21 protein-coding genes and 1 other RNA gene are annotated in these 20,525 nt (G+C 63.1%); 12 read left to right on the forward strand and 10 right to left on the reverse strand.

Features of this window, described 5'->3' with window-relative positions; all coding sequences use genetic code 11:
• Positions 1–14 precede the first annotated feature (14 nt).
• Entirely contained in the window at positions 15–698 is a 684-nt protein-coding gene (locus FHS09_RS14405) for a 2OG-Fe(II) oxygenase (RefSeq protein ID WP_246395041.1), read from the forward strand.
• A gap of 353 nt (positions 699–1,051) precedes the next feature.
• On the forward strand, positions 1,052–1,249 hold the full coding sequence (locus FHS09_RS14410; protein WP_183461104.1) for a hypothetical protein: 198 nt from the start codon (positions 1,052–1,054) through the stop codon (positions 1,247–1,249).
• Positions 1,250–1,332: 83 nt separating this feature from the next.
• Here FHS09_RS14410 and FHS09_RS14415 read toward each other — a convergent pair whose 3' ends face one another.
• The 6 genes from FHS09_RS14415 to FHS09_RS14440 all read right to left on the reverse strand — a co-directional run bounded on the left by FHS09_RS14415 (position 1,333) and on the right by FHS09_RS14440 (position 7,997).
• Positions 1,333–2,457: a CNNM domain-containing protein gene (locus FHS09_RS14415; RefSeq protein WP_183461106.1), complete on the reverse strand. Its 1,125-nt coding sequence runs from the start codon at positions 2,455–2,457 to the stop codon at positions 1,333–1,335.
• Between the two features lie 81 nt (positions 2,458–2,538).
• Positions 2,539–3,429 carry a rhomboid family intramembrane serine protease gene (locus tag FHS09_RS14420; protein ID WP_183461108.1) on the reverse strand — a complete coding sequence of 297 codons (891 nt, stop codon included), beginning with the start codon at positions 3,427–3,429 and terminating at the stop codon, positions 2,539–2,541.
• Between the two features lie 144 nt (positions 3,430–3,573).
• On the reverse strand, positions 3,574–4,788 hold the full coding sequence (locus FHS09_RS14425; RefSeq protein ID WP_246395042.1) for a UbiH/UbiF/VisC/COQ6 family ubiquinone biosynthesis hydroxylase: 1,215 nt from the start codon (positions 4,786–4,788) through the stop codon (positions 3,574–3,576).
• Between the two features lie 49 nt (positions 4,789–4,837).
• Entirely contained in the window at positions 4,838–6,076 is a 1,239-nt protein-coding gene (locus tag FHS09_RS14430) for an FAD-dependent monooxygenase (protein WP_343057492.1), read from the reverse strand.
• Positions 6,070–7,401, reverse strand: coding sequence for an aminopeptidase P N-terminal domain-containing protein (locus tag FHS09_RS14435; RefSeq protein WP_183461194.1), 1,332 nt, complete (start codon positions 7,399–7,401; stop codon positions 6,070–6,072). Before FHS09_RS14435 ends, FHS09_RS14430 begins: the two co-directional genes overlap by 7 nt.
• A gap of 47 nt (positions 7,402–7,448) precedes the next feature.
• Complete coding sequence (locus FHS09_RS14440; RefSeq protein ID WP_183461113.1) at positions 7,449–7,997, reverse strand: UPF0149 family protein; 549 nt, start codon at positions 7,995–7,997, stop codon at positions 7,449–7,451.
• Positions 7,998–8,161: 164 nt separating this feature from the next.
• Here FHS09_RS14440 and FHS09_RS14445 point away from each other — a divergent pair, with 164 nt between their 5' ends.
• The 4 genes from FHS09_RS14445 to FHS09_RS14460 all read left to right on the forward strand — a co-directional run bounded on the left by FHS09_RS14445 (position 8,162) and on the right by FHS09_RS14460 (position 9,639).
• Positions 8,162–8,365, forward strand: coding sequence for a TIGR02449 family protein (locus FHS09_RS14445; RefSeq protein ID WP_183461115.1), 204 nt, complete (start codon positions 8,162–8,164; stop codon positions 8,363–8,365).
• Positions 8,365–8,676: a cell division protein ZapA gene (locus tag FHS09_RS14450; RefSeq protein WP_183461116.1), complete on the forward strand. Its 312-nt coding sequence runs from the start codon at positions 8,365–8,367 to the stop codon at positions 8,674–8,676. Before FHS09_RS14445 ends, FHS09_RS14450 begins: the two co-directional genes overlap by 1 nt.
• 70 nt (positions 8,677–8,746) lie before the next feature.
• Positions 8,747–8,927: non-coding RNA, 6S RNA (gene ssrS, locus FHS09_RS14455), on the forward strand.
• A 133-nt stretch (positions 8,928–9,060) separates the two neighbouring features.
• Positions 9,061–9,639, forward strand: coding sequence for a 5-formyltetrahydrofolate cyclo-ligase (locus FHS09_RS14460; protein WP_183461118.1), 579 nt, complete (start codon positions 9,061–9,063; stop codon positions 9,637–9,639).
• Between the two features lie 78 nt (positions 9,640–9,717).
• Here the strand turns inward: FHS09_RS14460 and FHS09_RS14465 are convergent, their stop codons facing one another.
• Positions 9,718–9,858 (reverse strand): hypothetical protein, encoded by a 141-nt coding sequence (locus tag FHS09_RS14465; protein ID WP_183461199.1) that lies wholly within the window; start codon positions 9,856–9,858, stop codon positions 9,718–9,720.
• 367 nt (positions 9,859–10,225) lie between these two features.
• A complete protein-coding gene (gene ilvA, locus FHS09_RS14470; protein WP_183461120.1) occupies positions 10,226–11,740 on the reverse strand; it encodes a threonine ammonia-lyase, biosynthetic in 1,515 nt (504 codons plus the stop codon).
• A 145-nt stretch (positions 11,741–11,885) separates the two neighbouring features.
• Here ilvA and rpiA point away from each other — a divergent pair, with 145 nt between their 5' ends.
• The 3 genes from rpiA (at position 11,886) to FHS09_RS14485 (ending at position 13,820) form a co-directional block, all read left to right on the forward strand.
• Complete coding sequence (rpiA, locus tag FHS09_RS14475) at positions 11,886–12,569, forward strand: ribose-5-phosphate isomerase RpiA (protein WP_183461122.1); 684 nt, start codon at positions 11,886–11,888, stop codon at positions 12,567–12,569.
• A gap of 46 nt (positions 12,570–12,615) precedes the next feature.
• Entirely contained in the window at positions 12,616–13,239 is a 624-nt protein-coding gene (locus FHS09_RS14480) for a transglycosylase SLT domain-containing protein (RefSeq protein ID WP_183461124.1), read from the forward strand.
• Between the two features lie 215 nt (positions 13,240–13,454).
• Positions 13,455–13,820, forward strand: coding sequence for a DUF4168 domain-containing protein (locus tag FHS09_RS14485; protein ID WP_183461126.1), 366 nt, complete (start codon positions 13,455–13,457; stop codon positions 13,818–13,820).
• Positions 13,821–13,953: 133 nt separating this feature from the next.
• On the opposite strand, the gene FHS09_RS14490 is transcribed toward FHS09_RS14485, so the two are convergent.
• Positions 13,954–14,274, reverse strand: coding sequence for a helix-turn-helix domain-containing protein (locus tag FHS09_RS14490; RefSeq protein WP_183461128.1), 321 nt, complete (start codon positions 14,272–14,274; stop codon positions 13,954–13,956).
• 188 nt (positions 14,275–14,462) lie between these two features.
• Here FHS09_RS14490 and FHS09_RS14495 point away from each other — a divergent pair, with 188 nt between their 5' ends.
• On the forward strand, positions 14,463–15,500 hold the full coding sequence (locus FHS09_RS14495) for an AraC family transcriptional regulator ligand-binding domain-containing protein (protein WP_183461129.1): 1,038 nt from the start codon (positions 14,463–14,465) through the stop codon (positions 15,498–15,500).
• A gap of 96 nt (positions 15,501–15,596) precedes the next feature.
• On the opposite strand, the gene FHS09_RS14500 is transcribed toward FHS09_RS14495, so the two are convergent.
• The gene (locus FHS09_RS14500) at positions 15,597–16,832 is read right to left on the reverse strand and encodes an OmpA family protein (protein ID WP_183461131.1); all 1,236 of its coding nucleotides are present in this window, start codon (positions 16,830–16,832) and stop codon (positions 15,597–15,599) included.
• Positions 16,833–17,057: 225 nt separating this feature from the next.
• Between FHS09_RS14500 and FHS09_RS14505 the strand changes: the two genes are divergently transcribed.
• Positions 17,058–18,266 (forward strand): acetyl-CoA C-acetyltransferase, encoded by a 1,209-nt coding sequence (locus FHS09_RS14505; RefSeq protein ID WP_183461133.1) that lies wholly within the window; start codon positions 17,058–17,060, stop codon positions 18,264–18,266.
• A gap of 17 nt (positions 18,267–18,283) precedes the next feature.
• Positions 18,284–20,431, forward strand: a complete 2,148-nt coding sequence (locus FHS09_RS14510) for a 3-hydroxyacyl-CoA dehydrogenase NAD-binding domain-containing protein (RefSeq protein WP_183461135.1) — start codon at positions 18,284–18,286, stop codon at positions 20,429–20,431.
• Positions 20,432–20,525: the final 94 nt, after the last annotated feature.

The following is a 20,525-nucleotide window of genomic DNA, read 5'->3' on the forward strand; positions in this document are numbered from 1 at the left end:
CCCGGAGTACCCTGTTGAACCCACCCCCTTCCACTGCCGCCGAGGCCCGCGAGTTCGGTCCCGGCGGCGGCGACTCCCTGGACCCAATCGCCGCCGCACTGCGTGAGCACGGCTATATCGTTCTGCCCTCGCCGCTGCCACCGGCCCTGTTGGGCGCGCTGCTGCGTCACTTCAAATCCATCGACCGCGAGCGTTTCCGGCGCGCCGGTATCGGCCGCGACGAGGACCACCAGCTCAACCGCTTTGTGCGCACCGACGAAATCTTCTGGCTGGACAAGTCCAACCCGGCGGTCTCCGCCTACCTGGGCTGGGCGGAGACCCTGCGCCTGGGGCTGAACCGGAGGCTGTTCCTGGGGCTGTTCGACTACGAGTGCCACTACGCCTACTACGATCGCGGCACCTACTACAAAAAGCACCTGGACGCCTTCAAGGGCGGCACCAACCGTGTGGTCAGCACCGTGCTCTACCTGACTCCCAACTGGCAACCGCAGGACGGCGGTGAGCTGGTGATCTACCCGCCGGAAGGCTCGGGGGAAGAGCCCCTTGTCAGGGTGGCGCCGCGCTTCGGGCAGATGGCGATCTTTCTCAGCGAGGAGTTCCCCCACGAAGTGCTGACGGTGCACCGGCCCCGCTACAGCGTTACCGGCTGGTTCCGGGTCAACAATTCCCTGGGAGAAAATATCGATCCGGCGCGCTGACGGGTGAGCCCAATGTACCCTCACCCTGTAGGAGCGGCCGTTGACCGCGATCTGACTGTGCTACGAAGCCAGTCAGATCGCGGATACTGCTTTCTCCACCTATTGCAAAAAATTCAGCTCTTTCATGGCAATAACTCGCATTCTCCGGCGCGGCGACGCCGCGCCGACAGGGAAAATCGGGATCGGGACACGCGGGAAAAGCAGAGTTATTAATCCGTCATAAAACGTTTTAATAATCGGCGCGGCCCATGGGTTCTCTGGATATCGGGTTATGCGGAAGGAGGGGCTCGTATGGAGTTGCCGCTGCGGGCTATCTGAAAAGGAGTCTGACTGCACAGGCGGGGAATTTGAAGATGCCCGAACGGCTCCCCCGCAGTTGCGAGAGCGAGTTGAAAATCTCCATCGCCGTCTTCATCAGCGGGAGGGAAGCCCTGGTCATCGCCGCCAGCTTGCATGTAACTGGCGACATTCCCAATCTTTTGAGTTTCAACCGGGCCCGTCTCCGCCTGCACCGCATTGCACAGCAGCAGCGACTGAAGAACAAGAAATAAAAGCCCGGTTCGCACGAAAAAAATCCTACATTAAAATCACGAATACCTGAATTGATAGACCGCGACGGTGGAGCGGGGTTTCATCATTTGTCGCTGTCCGGCCGGTCGACGGTATCACTTTCGGTTTCCCGTCCATCCTGCGCCTCCTGGACATCTTCGTCCACCTTTAATCCATATCTTTTCGAGCGCCAGCGCCACAGGCGCTTGGCGACTTCCTGGCGGTCCGGGGTCTTATCCGCCTCGTCAACGATCTCCTCCCCCAGCAGGGTTTCCAGCAGATCTTCCAGGGTTACCAGCCCCTCCAGGCCGCCGTACTCATCCACCACCGCGCTGATCTGCACCCGCCGCGCGAGCATTTTCTGGAACGCCTGGTAGATGTTAGCGGTCTCCGGCAACATCAGCATATCACGCCGGTATTCCGCCAGTTTTTCCGCCGAGTTGCCGCGGGCGTAGGCCAGCAGCAGGTCCTGCTTGAGCACGAAGCCCACTACGCAGTCCGGGTCCTGGCGCTCGTAGACCGGGATGCGCGAAAAGCGGCTTTTTTCCACCTCTTCATAGGACTCTTCCACAGTCGCGTCCTGGGACAGGGAGAAAACCACGGTGCGCGGTGTCATTACCTCGCGCACGGAGTGGTCGCGCAGGGTGAAGAACAGGTTGTGCAGGATATTCGATTCGCGCCGTTCCAGCTGTCCTTCCGCCTCGCCCAACTCCGCCATCACCGCAAACTCCGCGCGGCTGAAACCGGTGAGTGTAGGTTCGTGGGAGAGCCCCCGGGTCAGCCACTCGGACAATTTCACAAACGGATACAGTACCCATACCAGGAGCCGCAATACATAACCGGTCACCGGCGCCAGCTGGCGCCAGTAAAAGGCGCCCAGGGTCTTGGGAATAATTTCCGAGAAAATCAGGATCAACAGGGTGAGGATCGCGGAGGCCAGGCCCAGAAACTGGCTGCCGAAAACCGCCGCCGCCTGGGCGCCCGCACCGGCGGCGCCGACGGTGTGCGCCACGGTGTTGAGTGTGAGGATCGCCGCCAGCGGCGCGTTGATATTCTCCTTAAGCTTGCGCAGCACTCCTCCCGCCCTATGCCCCTCCCGCTCCAGCAGGCTGATGTACGGCGTGGAGACACTGAGGATCACGGATTCGGCGATCGAGCAGAGAAAGGAAAAACCCAGCGCAATCAGAACGTAGGCGATCAGTAGAATCATAAATCGTTAGAGCCTGTCTGGACTCGTGCAGGAAACTTTCCGGAGCCAGGCTTTGCAAACTTCACACAGACTCCCTCGATTTTATTTAGCAAAATTTCTCGCGCCACCGGCGAGACAGTAGCAGAACGCCAGCAGCAAACCGCAGAAAAATCCCCCCAGGTGCGCGGCATTGGCGATACCGACGCCGATAACATACTCCACCAACCCGCTGGCGCACAACAGCAGCCAGGCCACCGCCAGCCCCACGATACCGGGGGGCACATCCCGCCAACCCGGCTGCCAGCGCTGCAGTACGAATACGCTGCCCACCAGCGCGTAAACCACGCCGGACATGCCGCCGAAAAGAATTTGCGGAGACCAGTAGTACTGAATCAGATTGGCCACCGGGGCGGAGATGAAAACCAGTATTGCAAAGGGAAGGGTGCCGGCGCGCGCCTCCAGCGGCCGGCCCAGAATCCAGACGCCCAGGGCGTTGAACAGCGCGTGAGGTAATGAGAAATGCACTATCGCCGGCGTCCACAGCCTCCAGTAATCTCCCTCAGTCCAGTGCCGCGCAAGGGTGGACAGGCCGGAACTTCCGGTTCGCTCCGGGTAGATGATCAATCCCCCCGCCAGATCTTCCCGCAGCAGAAACCAGCCGGCAAAGCACAGCGCGATCAGGATCAGGCTGAGGGGTGTACGCCGCCAGGGCCAGGTTGGCAGGAATACGGCGGAAGCCGCCTCCTCCGCTTCACTTTCCCCGGTGGCCTCCACCGGCTCCACGCGGATATCCGCGAGATTGATTTCCCCCGCGCGCCACCGTTCCAGCAGCGGGCGAAGCATTTCCGCCAGCTGCGGATCGGGGGTGGAGACCACTTGGCGGTTTCCCTCTTCGGCAATGCGCAAGGGGAGGTGATAGCGCCGAGCAAATTGCGCCAGTTCGGTGAGGTCTCTGTCGAGGGGGAATTCGCAGATGTCGATCCAGTGATTCAAGAGACAGGACCTGTATTAGCAATCGTGCAACACCGTGGCGGGCCTATGGCCCGCTTGCGGAGCTGGCGGCGGGCGCTCCCGAGCTCCGCGGTCCCGAGTCCCGAGTCCCGAGTCCCGAGTCCCGAGTCCCGAGTCCCGAAAAAATTACACCGCCATGGCGCGGAGAATGATGCGCTTTTTCAACAGCGGGCTGGCGTCCACCATACTCAGGCCGGTGTTGCGCAGCCAGCGCCAGTGCAGGTCGCCGGCGCCGAACAGGGATTTGAAGGTACTCATGGCTTTGAGGGTGGCAGCGTTGTCGCCGCGGCGGCGGCGCTGGTAGCGGGACAGCGCCGAGGGGTCCGCGGGCTCAAGGCCGCGGTTCAGGGCGCGACCTATCTCCTCGCTGAGCGCGCGCACGTCCTGCAACCCCAGGTTGGCCCCCTGCCCGGCCAGGGGGTGAATATTGTGGGCGGCGTCGCCAATCAGTACTGCGCCGGGGCCGTAGTAGGACTCTGCGTGGCGCGCCCGCAGCGGGAAAGAGAAGCGCTCGCTCACCGATTCGACACATCCCAGGCGGCTCTCGAAAGCCTTTTCCAGGTTCAGTGCGAAGGCGCTGTCGTCCAGCATCATCAGCTCCCGCGCCAGGGCCTCGTCCGCCGACCAGACCACCGCACAGTGGTTGTCGTCCCCCAGTCCGGCCAGGGGCAGGAAGGCCAGCGGCCCGCTTTTCAGGAAGCGCTGCCAGGCGGTGTGTTGGTGCGAGGCTTCGCAGCGGGCCACGCACACCAGGGCCGTCTGCTGGTACAGGGTGTCGCGGGTGCGGATTCGCAGCAGTTCGCGCACCTTGGAGCGGACGCCATCGGCCCCCACCAGCAGGCGGGTACGCAGAATTGCCCCGTTCTCCTCCAACCCCTCAATGACGTTCACGCGGTCGCTGCGCGCCTGCAGGTGCCACAGGCCGCAGTCGCGCCACCAGCTCTCCAGACGGAAGCCGGTAATCACTTCCACATTGGGCAGAGCTTCGATGCGCTCGCGCAGCGCCGATATCACAACGCTGTTTTCCACGATATGCCCAAGGTTGGGCAGCTGCACATCGCGACTGTTGAAGCGCACCGAGCCGGTGCCCTCCGCATCCCACACACGCATTTCAGTGTAGGGGCAGGCGCGTCCGGCAATCGACGGCCAGGCGCCCACCTCGTCGAGCAGTTCCTGGGAGGCCTGGGTAAGCGCCACCACCCGGGGATCGTAGGTGGCCGCGGAAACCTCCGGCAGCTCCCCCGCCTCCAGGAGAGCGACCTGCAGCTGTGGGTGGCGTACCGCCAACAGGGCGGCCTGGGCCATGCCCACCATGCCGCCGCCAACGATCGTGATATCCATGCGTTCTCTGTTCATCCGGCGTCTACCACCTGCTGCTGTATCCCGCCACTTACAATCCGAACCCCGCCGCCTGGCCGACAAAGCCGGCGCGCAACGGCGGCGCCAGGGTCAACCCCAGCAGCCCCGCCTGGCGCAGGCCCCGGGCCCACAGGCTCCCGGAAGCGAATAGCGACGGCACCCGATCGCTGAAACCGATGGTCAGCTGTTGATCCAGCCGCCGCTCGCGGCCGTACTCCTGTAACAAGTCTAGCTCTCCCGGCGGCGCGCCGGCGGCGCAGCCGCGGGCCAGGGTCAGGGCCAGGGCATGGCAGTCGCGCAGTGTGAGGTTGAAGCCCTGCCCGGCCACCGGGTGCAGAAAATGGGCGCAGTTGCCCACCAACACCAGACCGCGGCGCCATTGCTCTTCCGCCAGGGACAGGCTCAGGGGATAACTGTGCACTTTACCGGCGCGCAGTATGCGCCCGGCGCGCCAGCCGAAGGCCCGCTGCAGGCGTTCGACAAAGGCACCGGCCTCCAGGGACGCGATCTGCTCGGCCTCCTCGTCGGCACAGGTCCACACCAGTGCCACGCGGTGCTGGCCGTCTCTCCGGGGCAACGGCAGCAGGGCCATGGGCCCCCTCTCGGTAAAGCGCTCGTAGGCCACACCGCCGTGGTCCCTCTGCAGGCCGACGGTGGTGATCAGCGCCCGCTGGCGGTATTCCACCCGCTGCACGCCGATATTCAGTTGGTGGCAGAGCGGCGAATCCACACCGTCTGCCACCACCAGCAGGCCCGCCTGCAATGTCCGCTCCGAGCCGCCCTCCTCCGCGCGCCAGCTCAATTGGGCCCCCCCGCTCTCCATGGTCACCGCGCGCACCTGCGCCGGCGCGAGCAGCTGCGCATCGGTTTGCGCCAGGGCGTCGTAGAGTACGGGGCCCAGAGCGGCATTCTCGATCACCGCGCCGAGCATGCCGGCAAAACTGGCGCGCTTCCGCGGGTCCGCCTCCAGGATCGCGCCCAGGCCCCGGCCCCGGTCCGATACCTGAACCCGTTCGATCGGCGCACAGTAGTCGCGCAGCCGCGGCCAGAGTCCCAGCTCGGAGAAAATCTGCAGGCTGCCGGCGGCCACCGCGGTGGCGCGGGTGTCGAAACTGGGCAGCTGCGGGGCGGTGCCGGCGGTTGGCAGCGGCAGCGGCTGCCGCTCCAGCAGCGCCACCGACAGCTGCGGGCAGAATTTTTGCAACAGCAGCGCGAGGCTGGCGCCGGCCATGCCGCCGCCAACGATGGCTATGTCCACAGTCTTTACCACAGTTCCCCCTGTACCTGGCCCTCGCGCATGGAGTATTCGATATCCGCCACGGTTTTGGGCGCCGCGGCGGAAAGCACCTCCGGGCCGTCTTTGAGCAGCGCCACATCGTCCTCGATGCGGATGCCGATACCGCGAAAACGCTCGGGCACTTGATCGTCGTCCGCGGCGATATAGACCCCCGGCTCCACGGTCATCGCCATTCCCGCCTCCAGCTGCCGCCACTGGCCGTGCACCCGGTAGTCGCCGGCGTCGTGCACGTCCATACCCAGCCAGTGGCCTGCGCGGTGCATGTAAAAGCGGCGGTAGGCGCCGGTTTCGATCAGGCCGCTCACCTCGCCGCGCAGCAGGCCCAGGTCCACCAGTCCGCGAGTGATGACTTCCACACTGGCGAGGTGGGGCTGGTCCCAGTGATTGCCGACGCGGATCTCGTCGATCGCCGCCAGTTGTCCGGCGAGCACGACTTCGTACAGCGCCCTCTGTTCACCGCTGAAGCGGCCATTCACCGGGTAGGTACGGGTGACGTCGGCGGCGTAGCCGCGGTACTCGCAGCCGGCGTCCACCAGCACCAGATCGCCGTTTCTAAGCGGCGCGCTGTTGGCGCTGTAGTGCATCACCAGCGCGTTGCGCCCGCCGCCGACAATGGTGGGGTAGGCCGGTTCACGCGCACCGGCGGCGACAAAGGTATGCAGTATCTCGGCCTCCAACTGGTATTCATACAGGCCGGGGCGGCAGTTGGCCATGGCCCGTGTGTGCGCTTCGGCGGTGATCTGCGCGGCGCAGCGGAGCAGGCGCAACTCCTGGGCGCTTTTGAACAGGCGCAGGTCGTGCAACTGGTGATCCAAATCCACCAGTTCCGGCGCCCCGGCGCTGCCGCGGGCGCGATCGATTTCACGCAGGTAATTCTGCAGGCGCCGATCCAGTTGCGGAAAGCGCCCCAGGGTGTAGTGGATGCGCTCGCGCCCCTCCAGCAGGCCGGGCAGGATATCGTCCAGGTCGCCGATCGGGAAAGCGTCGCACAGGCCGCAGTGTTCCGCGGCGCGCTCCGGGCCCAGTCGCGGGCCCTCCCAGGTTTCCTTTTCCGCATCGCGCTCGCGGCAGAATAACAACGCCTCTCCCTGGGTTCGCCCGGGCACCAGCACCAGCAGCGCCTCCGGCTCCTCGAAACCGGTGAGGTAGAGAAAATCGCTGTCCTGCCGAAAGGGAAAATAGGTATCGCGGGAGCGCAGCTGTTCGCGCGCGGCGGGTACTATCGCCAGGCTGCCGGGGAGCAACCCGGCAATCAGCCGCGCGCGGCGACGGGCGAATTCCGCCTTGCCGATGCCCATAGCAGCGCTTCTGGAGATGCCCATAGCTGCACTTCTATAATTGGTCATCAGTGAACGGTGGGGCCGCGGCTCTCAGCTGCTGTGTCAGTGAAAATATTCAGCACCGCCATCCGCACATACTCCTGCACCTGCACGAGCTGGTTCTCCGCCTCTTCGGATTCGCCCGCGGCCTGCTCGTCCACCTGCGCAATGATACCGATATCCCGCAGGGCCTCACTGCTGGTAGGCGGCAATTCGCCGCTGTGGCCACCGATGCCAAAACCGTGCAGGAACCCCTCGCACCAGTGCCCCAGGGTGAGGGTACGCTCGGCCAGGTCTTCACTTCCGCTGAGCAGCAATTGGAATCCGAAGTCGCTGTCGCGCAGCTGCCGCAGGCTGTCCTCCGCCAGTTGCAGAAACTCCCGGTTCAGGTCCGCGGGCACGGCTTCCAGCTGCAGAAATTCCCCCAGTTCCCTCTGCCAGCGGCTTTTATCCGGCCGTGCGCCGGCGGCCAGTACGCCGCACGCGAATCCGTGCAGTTCGCTGGGGTCCACTTCGCCACCGGCGGACAAAATCGTGTTGGCCAGGGAATCGAAGTCTTCGGCTGCGCGAGTCATAACTACGCTCATTCAAAAATGGTCAGGATTTGTGCAATTCACCACTTTCGACCAAAGTGGCCGCAGGGCAGGGTGCAAAATTGTGATTGCCTGCGCGGGCGGGCAATTGACCCTCCAATACGCCGGCCATATAGTAGCGGAATAACCCGGTCTACGCAGGAATTATGGACAAGTTGCAAGCGCTAGAAAGCACAGTGGACTCGCTGATCGCCCGCTGCCAGCAATTGGCCGAGGACAATCGCGAGTTGCGCCAGCAGGAGGCCGAGTGGCTGCGCGAGCGCCAGCGTCTGGTAAAAAATAACGAGGCCGCCCGCTCGCGGGTCGAGGCCATGATCAACCGCCTGAAAGGGCTAGCGCAAGAATCCTGATGGGTGAGCCAACTCTGACCTCAGAGACCGTCACGGTCTCCATACTCGACAAAGAGTACCGCGTGGCCTGCCCGAAAGACGAGCAGGCCGAGCTGCAGGCGTCTGCGCGGCTGTTGCACGAGCGCATGTCGCGTATCCGCGCCAGCGGTTCGGTGATCGGCCTGGAGCGCATCGCCGTGATGGCGGCGCTGAATATCGCCCACGAACTGATTCAGGCCAAGGCGGAACTCACCCGTGCCCCCCTGGAGCAGGAGATGCTCGAACGTCTGCAGGAGAAGGTGCAGTCCGCACTTGGTGACATCGACTCTTGACTTTGGCGTTTGCACGGCATTTCCGGCACAGAGCCGTTTAGCCTTTTTTCCCAGCGCGCGTTATACTTCTTCTGCCCTGAGGTGTTGGCCAGTTGACTATGTCCTCGAGCCGATAACGTCACCCTGGCGGCTTCCAGCGGGTACTGGTGCGCAAGTCCGCCAAGCAGCGGAAAGCCTAATGTATCCCGGAGGCCTCCACCTTGAACCCTACGGTTCAAGGCTACGTCTTCAGCCGCACGCTCGGGGCTCCTCTTTCAACTCCGGATAATTCATCCTTGAATTATTCGGACACGCCGATTGCGGCACATGTCCCAATCGGCTCCTGCCAGATCGGCAACCTGTACAGCAGGAAGTCTCCTCCAAGTAAACTTCATGCGTCCAACAATGCAAGAAACCAAAGCGCAACTGCGCCGCAGAATGCGAGCGGCAAGGCGCGGCCTGAGTCCATACCTGCAACGCCGCGCCGCTACCGCGGTTGCCTCCCGGTTGAGCCGCAGCTCGCCGTTTCGGCGCGCCCGGCATATTGGCATCTACTGGCCGATGGACGGAGAGGTGGATGTCCGCGGGCTGGTGCGGCAATTTCCCGCCAAGCATTTCTACCTGCCGGTGCTGCCGGCGGCGCCGCGGCCGCAGCTACGTTTCCGCCACTGGAGCGGCGGGACGCTCAACTACCGCAACCGCTATCGCATTCCGGAGCCCCTGCGCGGCCCCGTCCAGTCGCCGTGGCGGCTGGACCTGGTACTGGTACCGCTGGTGGCCTTCGACCCCGCCGGCGGGCGCCTGGGCATGGGAGCCGGCTTCTACGACCGCACCTTCGCCTTCAAACGGCGACTGCCGGGCGCCGGCCCGCAGATGATCGGCGTGGCGCACCAGTTGCAATGTGTGGAGCAACTGCCGGTGGACGGCTGGGATATTCCGTTGAGCGCGGTGGTAACGGAACAGCAGTTGTATCGGTGTGGCTGATGGTCGGCCGGGCTGCGCAAACGAAAAAGCCGGACGCGAGAGCGTCCGGCTTTTTCGTTTGCGGGCCGAGCGGGGCGCTTAGCGCGTCACCACTCCCTGCTGCAGGGCCGCCGGCGGCTCCGGGTCGTCAGAAGCGAAGACCTCGGTGAGACCGGCACTGCTCAGCAGCACTCCCGCAACAAAGACAACCACGGCGATTGTCAGTGCATCGGGTTTCATGGGGACCATCCTGTACGATCGAGTGTGTTCTTGTTATGAGCGTTTCACCCTGCGTTAGATTCACTTCAACGCAAAAGTTCCGCATCAAGCAAGATACTCGACTACCGGTGGAAAAGTAACCGGCCAGGCTGCATTTTCGTGACAAATGTCGCAAATTTAACCCAAAAGTTCGACAAATCCGTTCGGTTGAACCCGCATTTCTCACAAAGATCCGTAGCGAGGCGGTTCCAGAGTGCGGCATGGCTGGCTTTCGCGACAGGAGGAGCGCGCAGGCGTACTTGCAGTACATCGAGCAATCCGACCGAGCGAAAGGCGGCCAGGTCGTGCTCTGGGGCCGCCGCAGTAGGAAATTTGTGAGAAATGCGGGCTAACTGGCCAGGAAAAACCGGTAGGCGGGATTGTCGCTTTCGTCCCAGAAGGGGTAGTGCAACTGCTCCAGCAAGTTCCGCAGCTCTCCCCGCTCCCCCTCCGCCACCTGCATACCCACCAGCACCCGGCCATAGGCGGCACCGTGGTTGCGGTAGTGGAACAGGGTGATATTCCAGCGCCCCGCCAGCTGTTCCAGGAACTTGCGCAGCGCCCCCGGACGCTCGGGAAACTCGAAGCGGTAGACCGCCTCGTCCTCCAGCCCCGGAGCGCGCCCGCCCACCAGGTGGCGGATATGCAGCTTGGCCATCTCGTTGTCGGTGAGATCGGTGACTTTGTAGCCGCCATCCGCCAGTTGCTGTACCAGCTGCGCCCGGTCCGCATCCGCGGCTACCTGCAGGCCGACAAAGATGTGCGCCTCGCCGCTGTTGGCATAGCGGTAGTTGAACTCGGTGATGGCCCGGTCGCCGAGGCTGCGGCAGAAGTCCAGGTAGCTGCCGGGGCGTTCGGGGATGGTCACCGCCAGCACCGCCTCGCGCTTCTCGCCTATCTCGGTGCGCTCGCTGATATAGCGCAGGCGGTCGAAGTTGATGTTGGCTCCGCTGCACACAGTGGCCAGAGTGGCATTGCGGCTGTCGCTCTGCTCCATGTATTTCTTCATGCCGGCAAGGCCCACGGCGCCGGCGGGTTCGGCGATGGAGCGGGTGTCCTCGAAGATATCCTTGATCGCCGCGCAGATCTCGTCGGTGGTCACGGTGATGACGCCGTCAATCGTCTCCCGCAGTACGCGAAAGGTCTCAGCGCCGATCTGCGCCACTGCCACGCCGTCGGCGAATAGCCCCACCTGGGGCAGGCGCACCCGCCGGCCCGCCTCCAGCGCAGCCTTGAGGCAGGCGGCATCTTCCGGCTCCACCGCGAAAACTTTCACTTCCGGACGCACGTATTTGATATAGCTGGCCATGCCCGCGGCCAGGCCGCCGCCGCCCACGGGTATAAACACCGCATCCAGGTTGCCGGGGTGCTGGCGCAGCAGTTCCATAGCCACTGTGCCCTGGCCGGCGATGACATCCGGGTCGTCGTAGGGGTGTACGAACACCAGGTCGCGCTCTTCCACCAGTTGTTGTGCGTGCGCGGCCGCTTCGTCGAAGGTGTCCCCGTACAGCACCACCTCGGCGCCGCGCATGCGCACCGCGTTTACCTTGATCTGCGGGGTGGTGGTGGGCATTACGATAGTGGCGCGCACCCCCAGCTGCGCCGCACCCAGCGCCAAACCCTGGGCGTGGTTGCCGGCAGAGGCGGCGATGACACCGCGGGCTCGCTGCTCCGCGGGCAGTTGCAACAGCTTGTTGTAGGCCCCGCGCACCTTGAAGGAGAACACCGGCTGCAGATCCTCCCGCTTGAGCAGAATGCGGTTGTTGAAGCGGTGCGACAACTGGCGCATGGGCTCCAGCGGGGTCTCCGAGGCGACATCGTAGATGCGCGCGTCTAAAATGCGCTTGATATAGGACTTGGGCATGGTGGGACAACAACAGCCATTGCGGTGAATTCAGCCCACCAGTCTAATCTCCCGGCAGCATCATTGCCACCAAAATACGACTTGCACGCGAGTTTTTTCTCTCGCGCAGGCCTTTATTCAATAAAAATTGCACAGGGGAAGCCTTTTGACCAGCACAACCCAGGATCAGCTCAAGCGCGCCACCGCCCGCGCCGCCGTGGAAACCATCGCACCCAAACTGGAGGCGGATTCCATTGTCGGCGTGGGTACCGGCTCCACCGCCAATTTCTTTATCGACTACCTGGCGGAGATCAAGGGCCGGTTCGACGGCACCGTGGCCAGCTCCGAGGCCTCCGCCGAGCGCCTCAAATCCCACGGCATTCCGGTGTACGACCTGAACAGTGTGGACGGCATCCGGGTCTATGTGGACGGCGCCGATGAGACCAATCCGGCGCTGCAGCTGATCAAGGGCGGCGGCGCCGCGCTCACCCGGGAGAAGATCGTCGCCGCCTGCGCGGAGGAGTTCGTGTGCATCGCCGACGAGAGCAAGTGGGTGCCGGTGCTGGGCAGCTTTCCGCTGCCGGTGGAGGTAATCCCCATGGCCCGCTCGCTGGTGGCGCGGGAGCTGGTCAAGCTGGGGGGCGACCCGGTGTACCGCCAGGGGGTGGTCACCGACAATGGCAATGTCATACTGGACGTGCACAACCTGGAGATCATGGAGCCGGTCGCCCTGGAAGAAGCGATCAACAATATCACCGGCGTGGTGACCAACGGCATCTTCGCCCTCCGCCCGGCGGACCTGCTACTGCTGGGCACTGCCGCCGGGGTCAAAGCCTTTAGCGCCCAATAGAAAGTCTTTAGCGCGCAATAGAAAACCTTTACCGCCAAATAGAATCATGCTGAACAATAAGAAGCCCCTCGTCCTGTTCCTGCTGCTGTGCACCGGCCTGACCGCCGGCTGCGCCACCAGCCCGCCCAGCAATCCCGGTGATATCTGCTCGATTTTCCGCGAGAAAAAGGGCTGGTACGGCAAGGCCAAGGACGCCGAGGAGAAGTGGGGCTCCCCCATTCCCACCATGATGGCGGTGCTGCACCAGGAATCCCGTTTCGTGCACGATGCGCGACCGCCGCGCACCAAGATCCTCGGTTTTATTCCCGGCCCGCGCCCCTCGGATGCCTACGGCTATCCCCAGGCGCTGGACAGCACCTGGCGCAGCTACCAGCGGGCGGCGTCCCGTTACGGCGCCGATCGCGATGATTTTGGCGACGCCATCGATTTCGTCGGCTGGTACAACAACACCAGCCAGCGCCAGTGCCGCATCCGGCCCGACGACACCTACCATCTCTACCTGGCCTACCACGAGGGCCACGGCGGCTTTAATCGGCGCACTTTTCGCAGCAAGTCCTGGCTGAAGAAGGTGTCCCACAAAGTGTCCGCCCAGGCGCAGACTTACCAGAGGCAGCTCGCCGGCTGCGAGAGTTCGCTGAAGCGGCGCAAGAGGTTCCTCGGGATTTTTTGAGTCGTGACCAGCCAGTTCTCAGATCTGGTGGGGCGCAATTCTCTCCGATGAGTTTTAGGCGGCAAATGGCGCGATAACCTCGCGGGAAGCGTCTAAGCTGAGCAGAACAACGCCTTTTCCGCGCCTCCGCGGCGGGGCGCTTGTCGCCTTACCGAGACGCTGGGCCACATTCCCTGTGTAAAAGCGTCCGCCACCTGTCTCTGTCGAGGTATCCAATGAAAGTACCAGCTATCGCACTCGCGCTTTTGTTTGTCGCCCCCATGGTTATCGCCCAGGCTGGCGGCGGAGAGGTCGCTGTTCAGCAGGTCCAGAAAGTCACCTTCAGCGATGCGAAACTGGAGAAATTTGCCAACGCCTATCGTTCTATTGTCGACCTGAGCCGCGAATATGCGCCGAAAATCAAGGCATCGAAAAATATCGAGGAGACGGAAGCGCTGAACCGGGAGGCACAGTCCAAGATGCTCTCGGCGGTCAAAGCGGCGGGGCTGAGCAAAGAGGAATACCAGGAAATCGCCAATCAGTTGAAAAGCGACCAGACACTGGTCAAGAAGGTCAACAAGCTGCTGCAAAAACAGCAATAGTCAATAAACAGTCTCCAATGATCAATTACCAGCAAGCTGGTAATTGATCATTGTTTATTGGCTATTGGTCACTGCCATTCCGGCGTTGCTGATCAACTATGCGGCGGAACGCAAGAGCGTTGTGTGCGCCAAATCATTCGGGGGCCGGCGAAGACACACCGAGTACCCTGCAGATAGCCGGCAGCTGTTCCCGCACCCACTGCCGATCGAAGGAACCCCAGTCTTTCAGCACATAGTAACCGTCGTTGTTGCGCACGCCCTGCTGAACAAATTCCACCCGGGTGCCGTGCCCCGGCAGTCCCTTGGCGATAATGTCCTGCACCGTGCGGCGCGGCCAGCCTGTGGCCTCCTCCAGTGCCGGGTTGTTGGGCTTGGGCATGGTCTCGATCAGATGGGCGATCAGCATGCGCCGACAGATGGTGGGATTGAGCTGCTTTTCCAGTTCCGGATTCATAGTGATGTCCTGTTGTGCATCGACTGTTTGTAGCACAGCCTCGCCCCTGTCCCAACCCTGAATGCAGTACCGACGTGACACCCAACCCTGTGCCCGGCCGGTCACTATCGCCATTCACCCAAACCTGACTTTCCCCGCCGCATTGCGCATAATCCCGAGTCCAATCCACATCGACTGGGGACAGGACAGTGGAGACAGAAACGCAAATCGAGCACGAGACACATCCGGGTATCCTCGCCGCCGCGGTGCAGGCGCAGCTGGCCGGGGCTCGGGCGGCGGGGCTGGACTGCCGGCAGTTGCTGCTGGATGCGGAGATAAATCCAACCCTGCTGGAGGAACCCGACAACCGCATCCCCCGCGAGCGTGTGGCACTCCTGCTGCGCCGGGAGTGGGACCTGCTGGCGGACGAGTCCGGCGGTTTCCTGGCCCGCCCCTGGCTCCCCGGCACCTTCGCGATGATGGGCCACGCCTGTATCAGCTGTCCCAACCTGCGTCGCGCGCTGCTGCGCTCCGGGCGCTTTGTGTCCATGGTCAGCGACGATCTGCAGATCAAGCTGGTGGAGGACGGCGAGGAGGCCCGGCTGCTGATCCATCACGGCAACGACCGACACCTGCCCAACCAGATTTTCGTGGAATCCCTGGCGCTGATCTGGCTGCGCTTTTTCAGCTGGCTGATCGACCGCACCATTCTGCTGGAACGGGTGCACCTGGCCTTCCCGCCACCGGACTACAACGAAGACTACAGTGATATGTTTCCCTGCCGGCACTATTTCCACCAGCGGGAGACCTGTCTGGTGTTCAGCACCCGCTATCTGCAGATGCCGTTGGTACGCGACGAACAGCAGCTCGCCGAATTTCTCGGCCGCGCTCCCGAATGCCTGCTGGCCCAATACAAATCCGACAACAGCTACACCGGACGCGTCCGCCGCATGCTGCAAAACCAGGGCGGGATCGAAAACCTCTCCCTGGACGACGTGGCCGCGCGCCTCTACACCTCGCCGCAGACCCTGCGCCGTCGGCTGAAGGAGGAGGGCAACAGCTGGCAGGACATCAAGGACTCTGTACGTCGGGACATGGCCGTGTACCAGTTGAAAAAACAGGAGACCGCGGTAGCGGAGATCGCCGAGCGACTGGGTTTTTCCGAGCCCAGCGCCTTCAACCGCGCGTTCAAGAAGTGGACCGGGCTGGCGCCGGGGGCCTATCGGGAGAAATTCCGCGGTCCGTAGATACCCAGTCTCGAATCGAACTCACGACTCGTCATACCGGCGCAGGCCGGACGACCAAAGCGTGAGTTCACCTCGCCTCTGTATCGCCGAATCTCCCTACCCAAAGGTCACCACCCGCACACTGATGCGGCGGTTTTTCTCCTTGCCCTCTTCGGTGCTGTCATCGGCGATCGGTTTGGCCGAGCCCATACCTGTCGCGGTTATCCGGTTGCCATCGATACCCTTGTCCACCAGCATCTGACGCACTGCTTCGGCGCGCTCTTCGGAAATCTGCTGGTTCTTCGCCTCGTCGCCCTCGCCGGAAGTGTGGCCCTCGATGGCGATGGTGACCCCCGGATTCTCCTGCATAATTTTTACCAATACGTCCACATCCGGCACCGACGGGCTGGTGACCGTGGCGCTGTCCGGGGCGAACTGAATGCCCAGTGGAAATTCGCGGTTGGGGTCCCGGGCGGCATTGTCCAGGTACTCGCGAAAACTGCTGGCGAAATCGCCGCCGGTCACCGCCTCCATGGTGGTATCCCGGGAAGTTGTTTCCGGTGCGGCCGCCACAGAAGGAGTCGCCGGTTCGCCGGTAATCACTGTTTCATCCTCCAGGATCACCCCGCTGGGCCTGTCCTCCACGCGATCTTTCCTGGCACACATATTCAGCGCGTAGAGTGCCGCCAGGGCGATCAACAGCGGCCAGAACCACTTGCCGAAACTGGCGCCACGCCTGCGCTCCTCCGGGGTCCGCGCCGCTTGGGGTTCCGCGTGCCCGCGGGAAAAAGCCCGGGCCCCTTCTCCGAGGCTCTCAAAGCTGGTGACACCCAACTCCTGCAGCATATCGCCCGGTAACTGGTCCTCGATATAAGGTTTCTGATCCAGCAGCAGCGTGGCCAGCCCACCCATATCCAGGTTCTGGCTTCTCGCCTTTTGACCCAGGACCGACATGGTTATCGGGGCAATCACCCTCAGCAGATTGCCGCCGGTCTCGACATCCAAACCCAGCGACGAGGAAAAAGCCTGGATGATGTTGCCCCGTTTGTTTCCGAAAATGGTATCGAGCATGTCGTCGCCACTTTCCTGCAGGCCGCTCATCCGCTCGGAGTCCCTGGAAATATGGCTAAGCGAGGATAAATCCAGCTCGCTGTGGCCGGTGACCATATTGAGCATGCTGCCCAGGCCGCTCCGGTCGGTGCCCCTGTGCAACATACCCGCTATGGTGGTGGCCATCCCCGCCTTCAGAGCGGACTCCCCCTTCCCCGCCGGAATGCCCAGAGCGCTGTCGAGAGCACTGATGCCGGTTGGTCCCAGCTGCCGCTCAGCCACCTCCAGTAAATTCTCCGCCATAGCGAATCCTCGTCGTTTAAAACAACAAAAACGTCTCTCCTGAGTGTATGGCAGCGTTATCTTCGGGTTAGTCCGATTCCGAATAATTGACGGTCCGGACCCACGAATGGATTTATGGTCACCACCAACAGAGGGCGTCACCCCCACTGACGCCTTTTATCATTGCGCCATTGCAGGGCGCGACTAACTTATAGAAACTCAAACAATAACCAGCGAGGCAACCCCATGCCCAGCGAAGCCTATATCTACGACGCCATCCGCACGCCCCGGGGCAAAGGCAAGCCCGGCGGCGCTCTCTACGAAGTCAAACCCGTCACCCTGCTCGCCGACCTGCTGCGCGAACTGCAGCGCCGCAGCGGCCTGGACACCGAGCGAGTGGACGATATCGTGATGGGCTGCGTCACCCCGGTCGGCGACCAGGGCGCGGACATCGCCAAGGTCGCCGCGCTGGTGGCGGGCTGGGACGAGAATATCGGCGGCGTCACCCTGAACCGCTTCTGCGCCTCCGGCGCCGAGACGGTGAACCTGGCGGCGGCCAAGGTGCGCTCCGGATGGGAAGCGCTGGTAGTGGCCGGCGGTGTGGAATCCATGTCCCGCGTGCCCATGGGCAGCGACGGCGGAGCCTGGGCGGAGGACCCGCACACCTCGATGGAGATCGGCTTCGCGCCGCAAGGCATCGGCGCCGACCTGATCGCCACCCTGGGCGGCTTCAGCCGCGAGGAGGTGGATCGCTTCGCGCTGCAGTCGCAGCAAAAGGCTACCGCCGCCTGGGAGAGAAACGCCTTCGGCAATTCCATCGTGCCGGTGCGCGACCGCAACGGCCTGTTGATCCTGGACCGGGACCAGTTGGTGCGCCCGGACACCTCCATGGAGGGGCTGGCGCAGCTGAAACCCTCCTTCGCCGCCCTGGGCGACCTGGGCTTCGACAGCGTCCCCCGCGCCCGCTACCCCCAAGTGGAACACATCCGGCACGTACACACCGCCGGCAACTCCTCGGGTATCGTCGACGGCGCTGCGGCGCTGCTGATCGGCAGCGAAACCGCCGGGCGCGACCTGAACCTCACCCCGCGCGCGCGCATCGTCTCCGCCGCAGTCGTGGGCACGGACCCCACCATCATGCTCACCGGCCCGGCGCCGGCCACGCGCAAGGCGCTGGCGGTCGCCGGTTTGCAGGCCGGCGACATCGACCTGTTCGAAGTGAACGAAGCCTTCGCCGCGGTGGTGCTGCGCTTCCAGCGCGAACTGGATATCGATCCCGAAAAAATCAACGTCAACGGCGGCGCCATCGCCATGGGCCATCCCCTGGGCGCCACCGGCGCCATGCTGATCGGCACGCTGCTGGACGAACTGGAGGCGCAGCAACTGCGCTACGGGCTGGTTACCCTCTGCGTGGGCGGCGGCATGGGCGTGGCAACCATTATCGAGAGGCTCTAAAAATGGAAATTGGCAAGATGAAATCCATTCGCCTGGAAAAAGACAGCGACAATATCGCCCACCTGATCCTGGACAACCCCAACGCCTCCGCCAATGTAATGGACCGGGATTTTACCGAGTCCCTACGCGAAGCTGTCCAGCAGCTGCAAAACAGCGATTTCACCGGCATCATCATCCGCTCCGCCAAGAAAACCTTCTTTGCCGGCGGCGATCTCAAGGCGCTCTATGCGGCCAAACGGGAAGACGCGGCGGAGTTCTTCGACAGCTGCGAGGCACTCAAGGCGGACCTGCGCTGGCTGGAAACCCAGGGCAAACCGGTGGTGGCCGCGATCAACGGCGCCGCTTTGGGGGGAGGCTGGGAAATCTGCCTCGCCTGTCACCAGCGCATCGCGCTGGACAGCGGCACGGTAAAAATCGGCCTGCCGGAAGTCACCCTGGGGCTGCTGCCCGGCGGCGGTGGCTGCACGCGTATGCCGCGCCTGCTCGGCCTGCAAAATTCCCTTCCCTACCTGCTGGAAGGCAAGCAGTTGAACGCGCAGCGCGCGCAGGAAGCCGGCCTGATACACCAGTTGGCGCAAACCCCGGAGCAACTGCTGGAACTGGCGCGCACATTTATTCTCGCCAATCCGCAGAGTCAACAGCCCTGGGACAGCCCCGATTACCGCATGCCCGGCGGCGATGCCAACAACCGCAAAAACACCCAGCTGCGGATCATTGCCCCGGCGATGCTCAGGCAGAAGACCAAAGGCTGCCTGCCGGCACCGGAGGCGATCCTCGCCACTGTGGTCGAAGGCGCCCAGGTGGATTTCGATACCGCCAGCCGCATCGAATCCCGCCATTTTGTCGAACTCGCCTGCGGACCGGTGGCAAAAAATATGATCGGCACCTTCTGGTTCGGCAAAAACGCCGTCGAGGCCGGCGACTGCCTGCCGGAGGCGGTGCGCGAAGAAATGCGAGCGGAAAAAATCCAACCGCTGCACAAAATCGGCATCCTCGGCGCCGGCATGATGGGCGCGGCCATCGCCTATGCCTGTGCCGGAAAGGGCGTGCAGGTTGTGCTTAAAGATATTTCCGCGGAGGCCGCGCAGAAAGGCAAGGGATACGCCGACAAGGCGCTGCAAAAGCGCCTGCAACAGGGAAAGACCGACGAGAACTCCGTGCGGGAAATCCTCGACCGCATCCATCCCACCGCAGACCCGCAGGATCTACAGGGCTGTGAACTGGTGATCGAGGCGGTTTTCGAGAACCGCAAACTCAAAGCCGAAGTCACCGTCGAGGCGGAGACGCAATTGGCCGAGAGCGCAGTCTTCGCCTCCAACACCTCCACCCTGCCTATTACCGGCCTGGCCCGCGCCAGTACGCGGCCAATGAATTTTATCGGCCTGCATTTCTTCTCCCCCGCGGACAGGATGCCGCTAGTGGAAATTATCCGCGGCGAACAGACCTCCGACGACACCCTGGCCCGGGCCTTCGCTTTTGTTCGGCAGATCGATAAGACACCGATCGTGGTCAACGACAGCCGCGGTTTTTTCACCTCGCGGGTGTTCGGCTGCTACACCAACGAGGGTATTGCCATGCTGGGGGAGGGCGTCTGCCCGGCGAGCATCGAAAACGCCGCCGCACTGGCGGGTTTCCCGGTGGGACCACTGGCGGTCAGCGACGAAGTGTCGCTCACACTGATGGGCAAGATTCGCCAGCAGACTGTCGCCGATCTGGAGACGGAGGGAAAAACCCCGGCCGCCCATCCCGCGGATTCAGTGGTGGACCGCATGTTGGAACTGGGCCGCGCCGGTAAAGCCTCCGGCGGCGGCTTTTACAGCTACCCGGAAGGCAGGAAAAAACACCTATGGCGCGGACTGGAGGAGGAATTTCCCGAAGCCGAACAGCCGCCGCTGGTGGATATCGAGGAGCGGCTGCTGTTTATTATGGCCCTGGAGACCCTGCGCTGTTATAACGAGAAAATTCTGCGCAGTGTGCGCGAAGCCAATATCGGCTCCATCTTCGGCATCGGCTTTCCACCCTGGACCGGCGGTGCCCTGCAAACTATCAACCAGTACGGCCCGGCGGAATTCGCCCGCCGCGCCCGGGAACTGGCGGAGCGCTACGGCGAGCGTTTTGAACCACCGGAAATGCTGTTCGACAACCAGGCCCTGACCGACGAATGAAATCTTGTGGGAACGGCCCCTGGGAACGCCGAGCTCCAGCTCGGCTTGCGGGCCGCAGGCCCGCTGTCGCGGCCAACGGCCGCTCCTACAATGA

This window comes from Microbulbifer rhizosphaerae, assembly GCF_014191725.1.
Lineage (GTDB): Bacteria > Pseudomonadota > Gammaproteobacteria > Pseudomonadales > Cellvibrionaceae > Microbulbifer > Microbulbifer rhizosphaerae.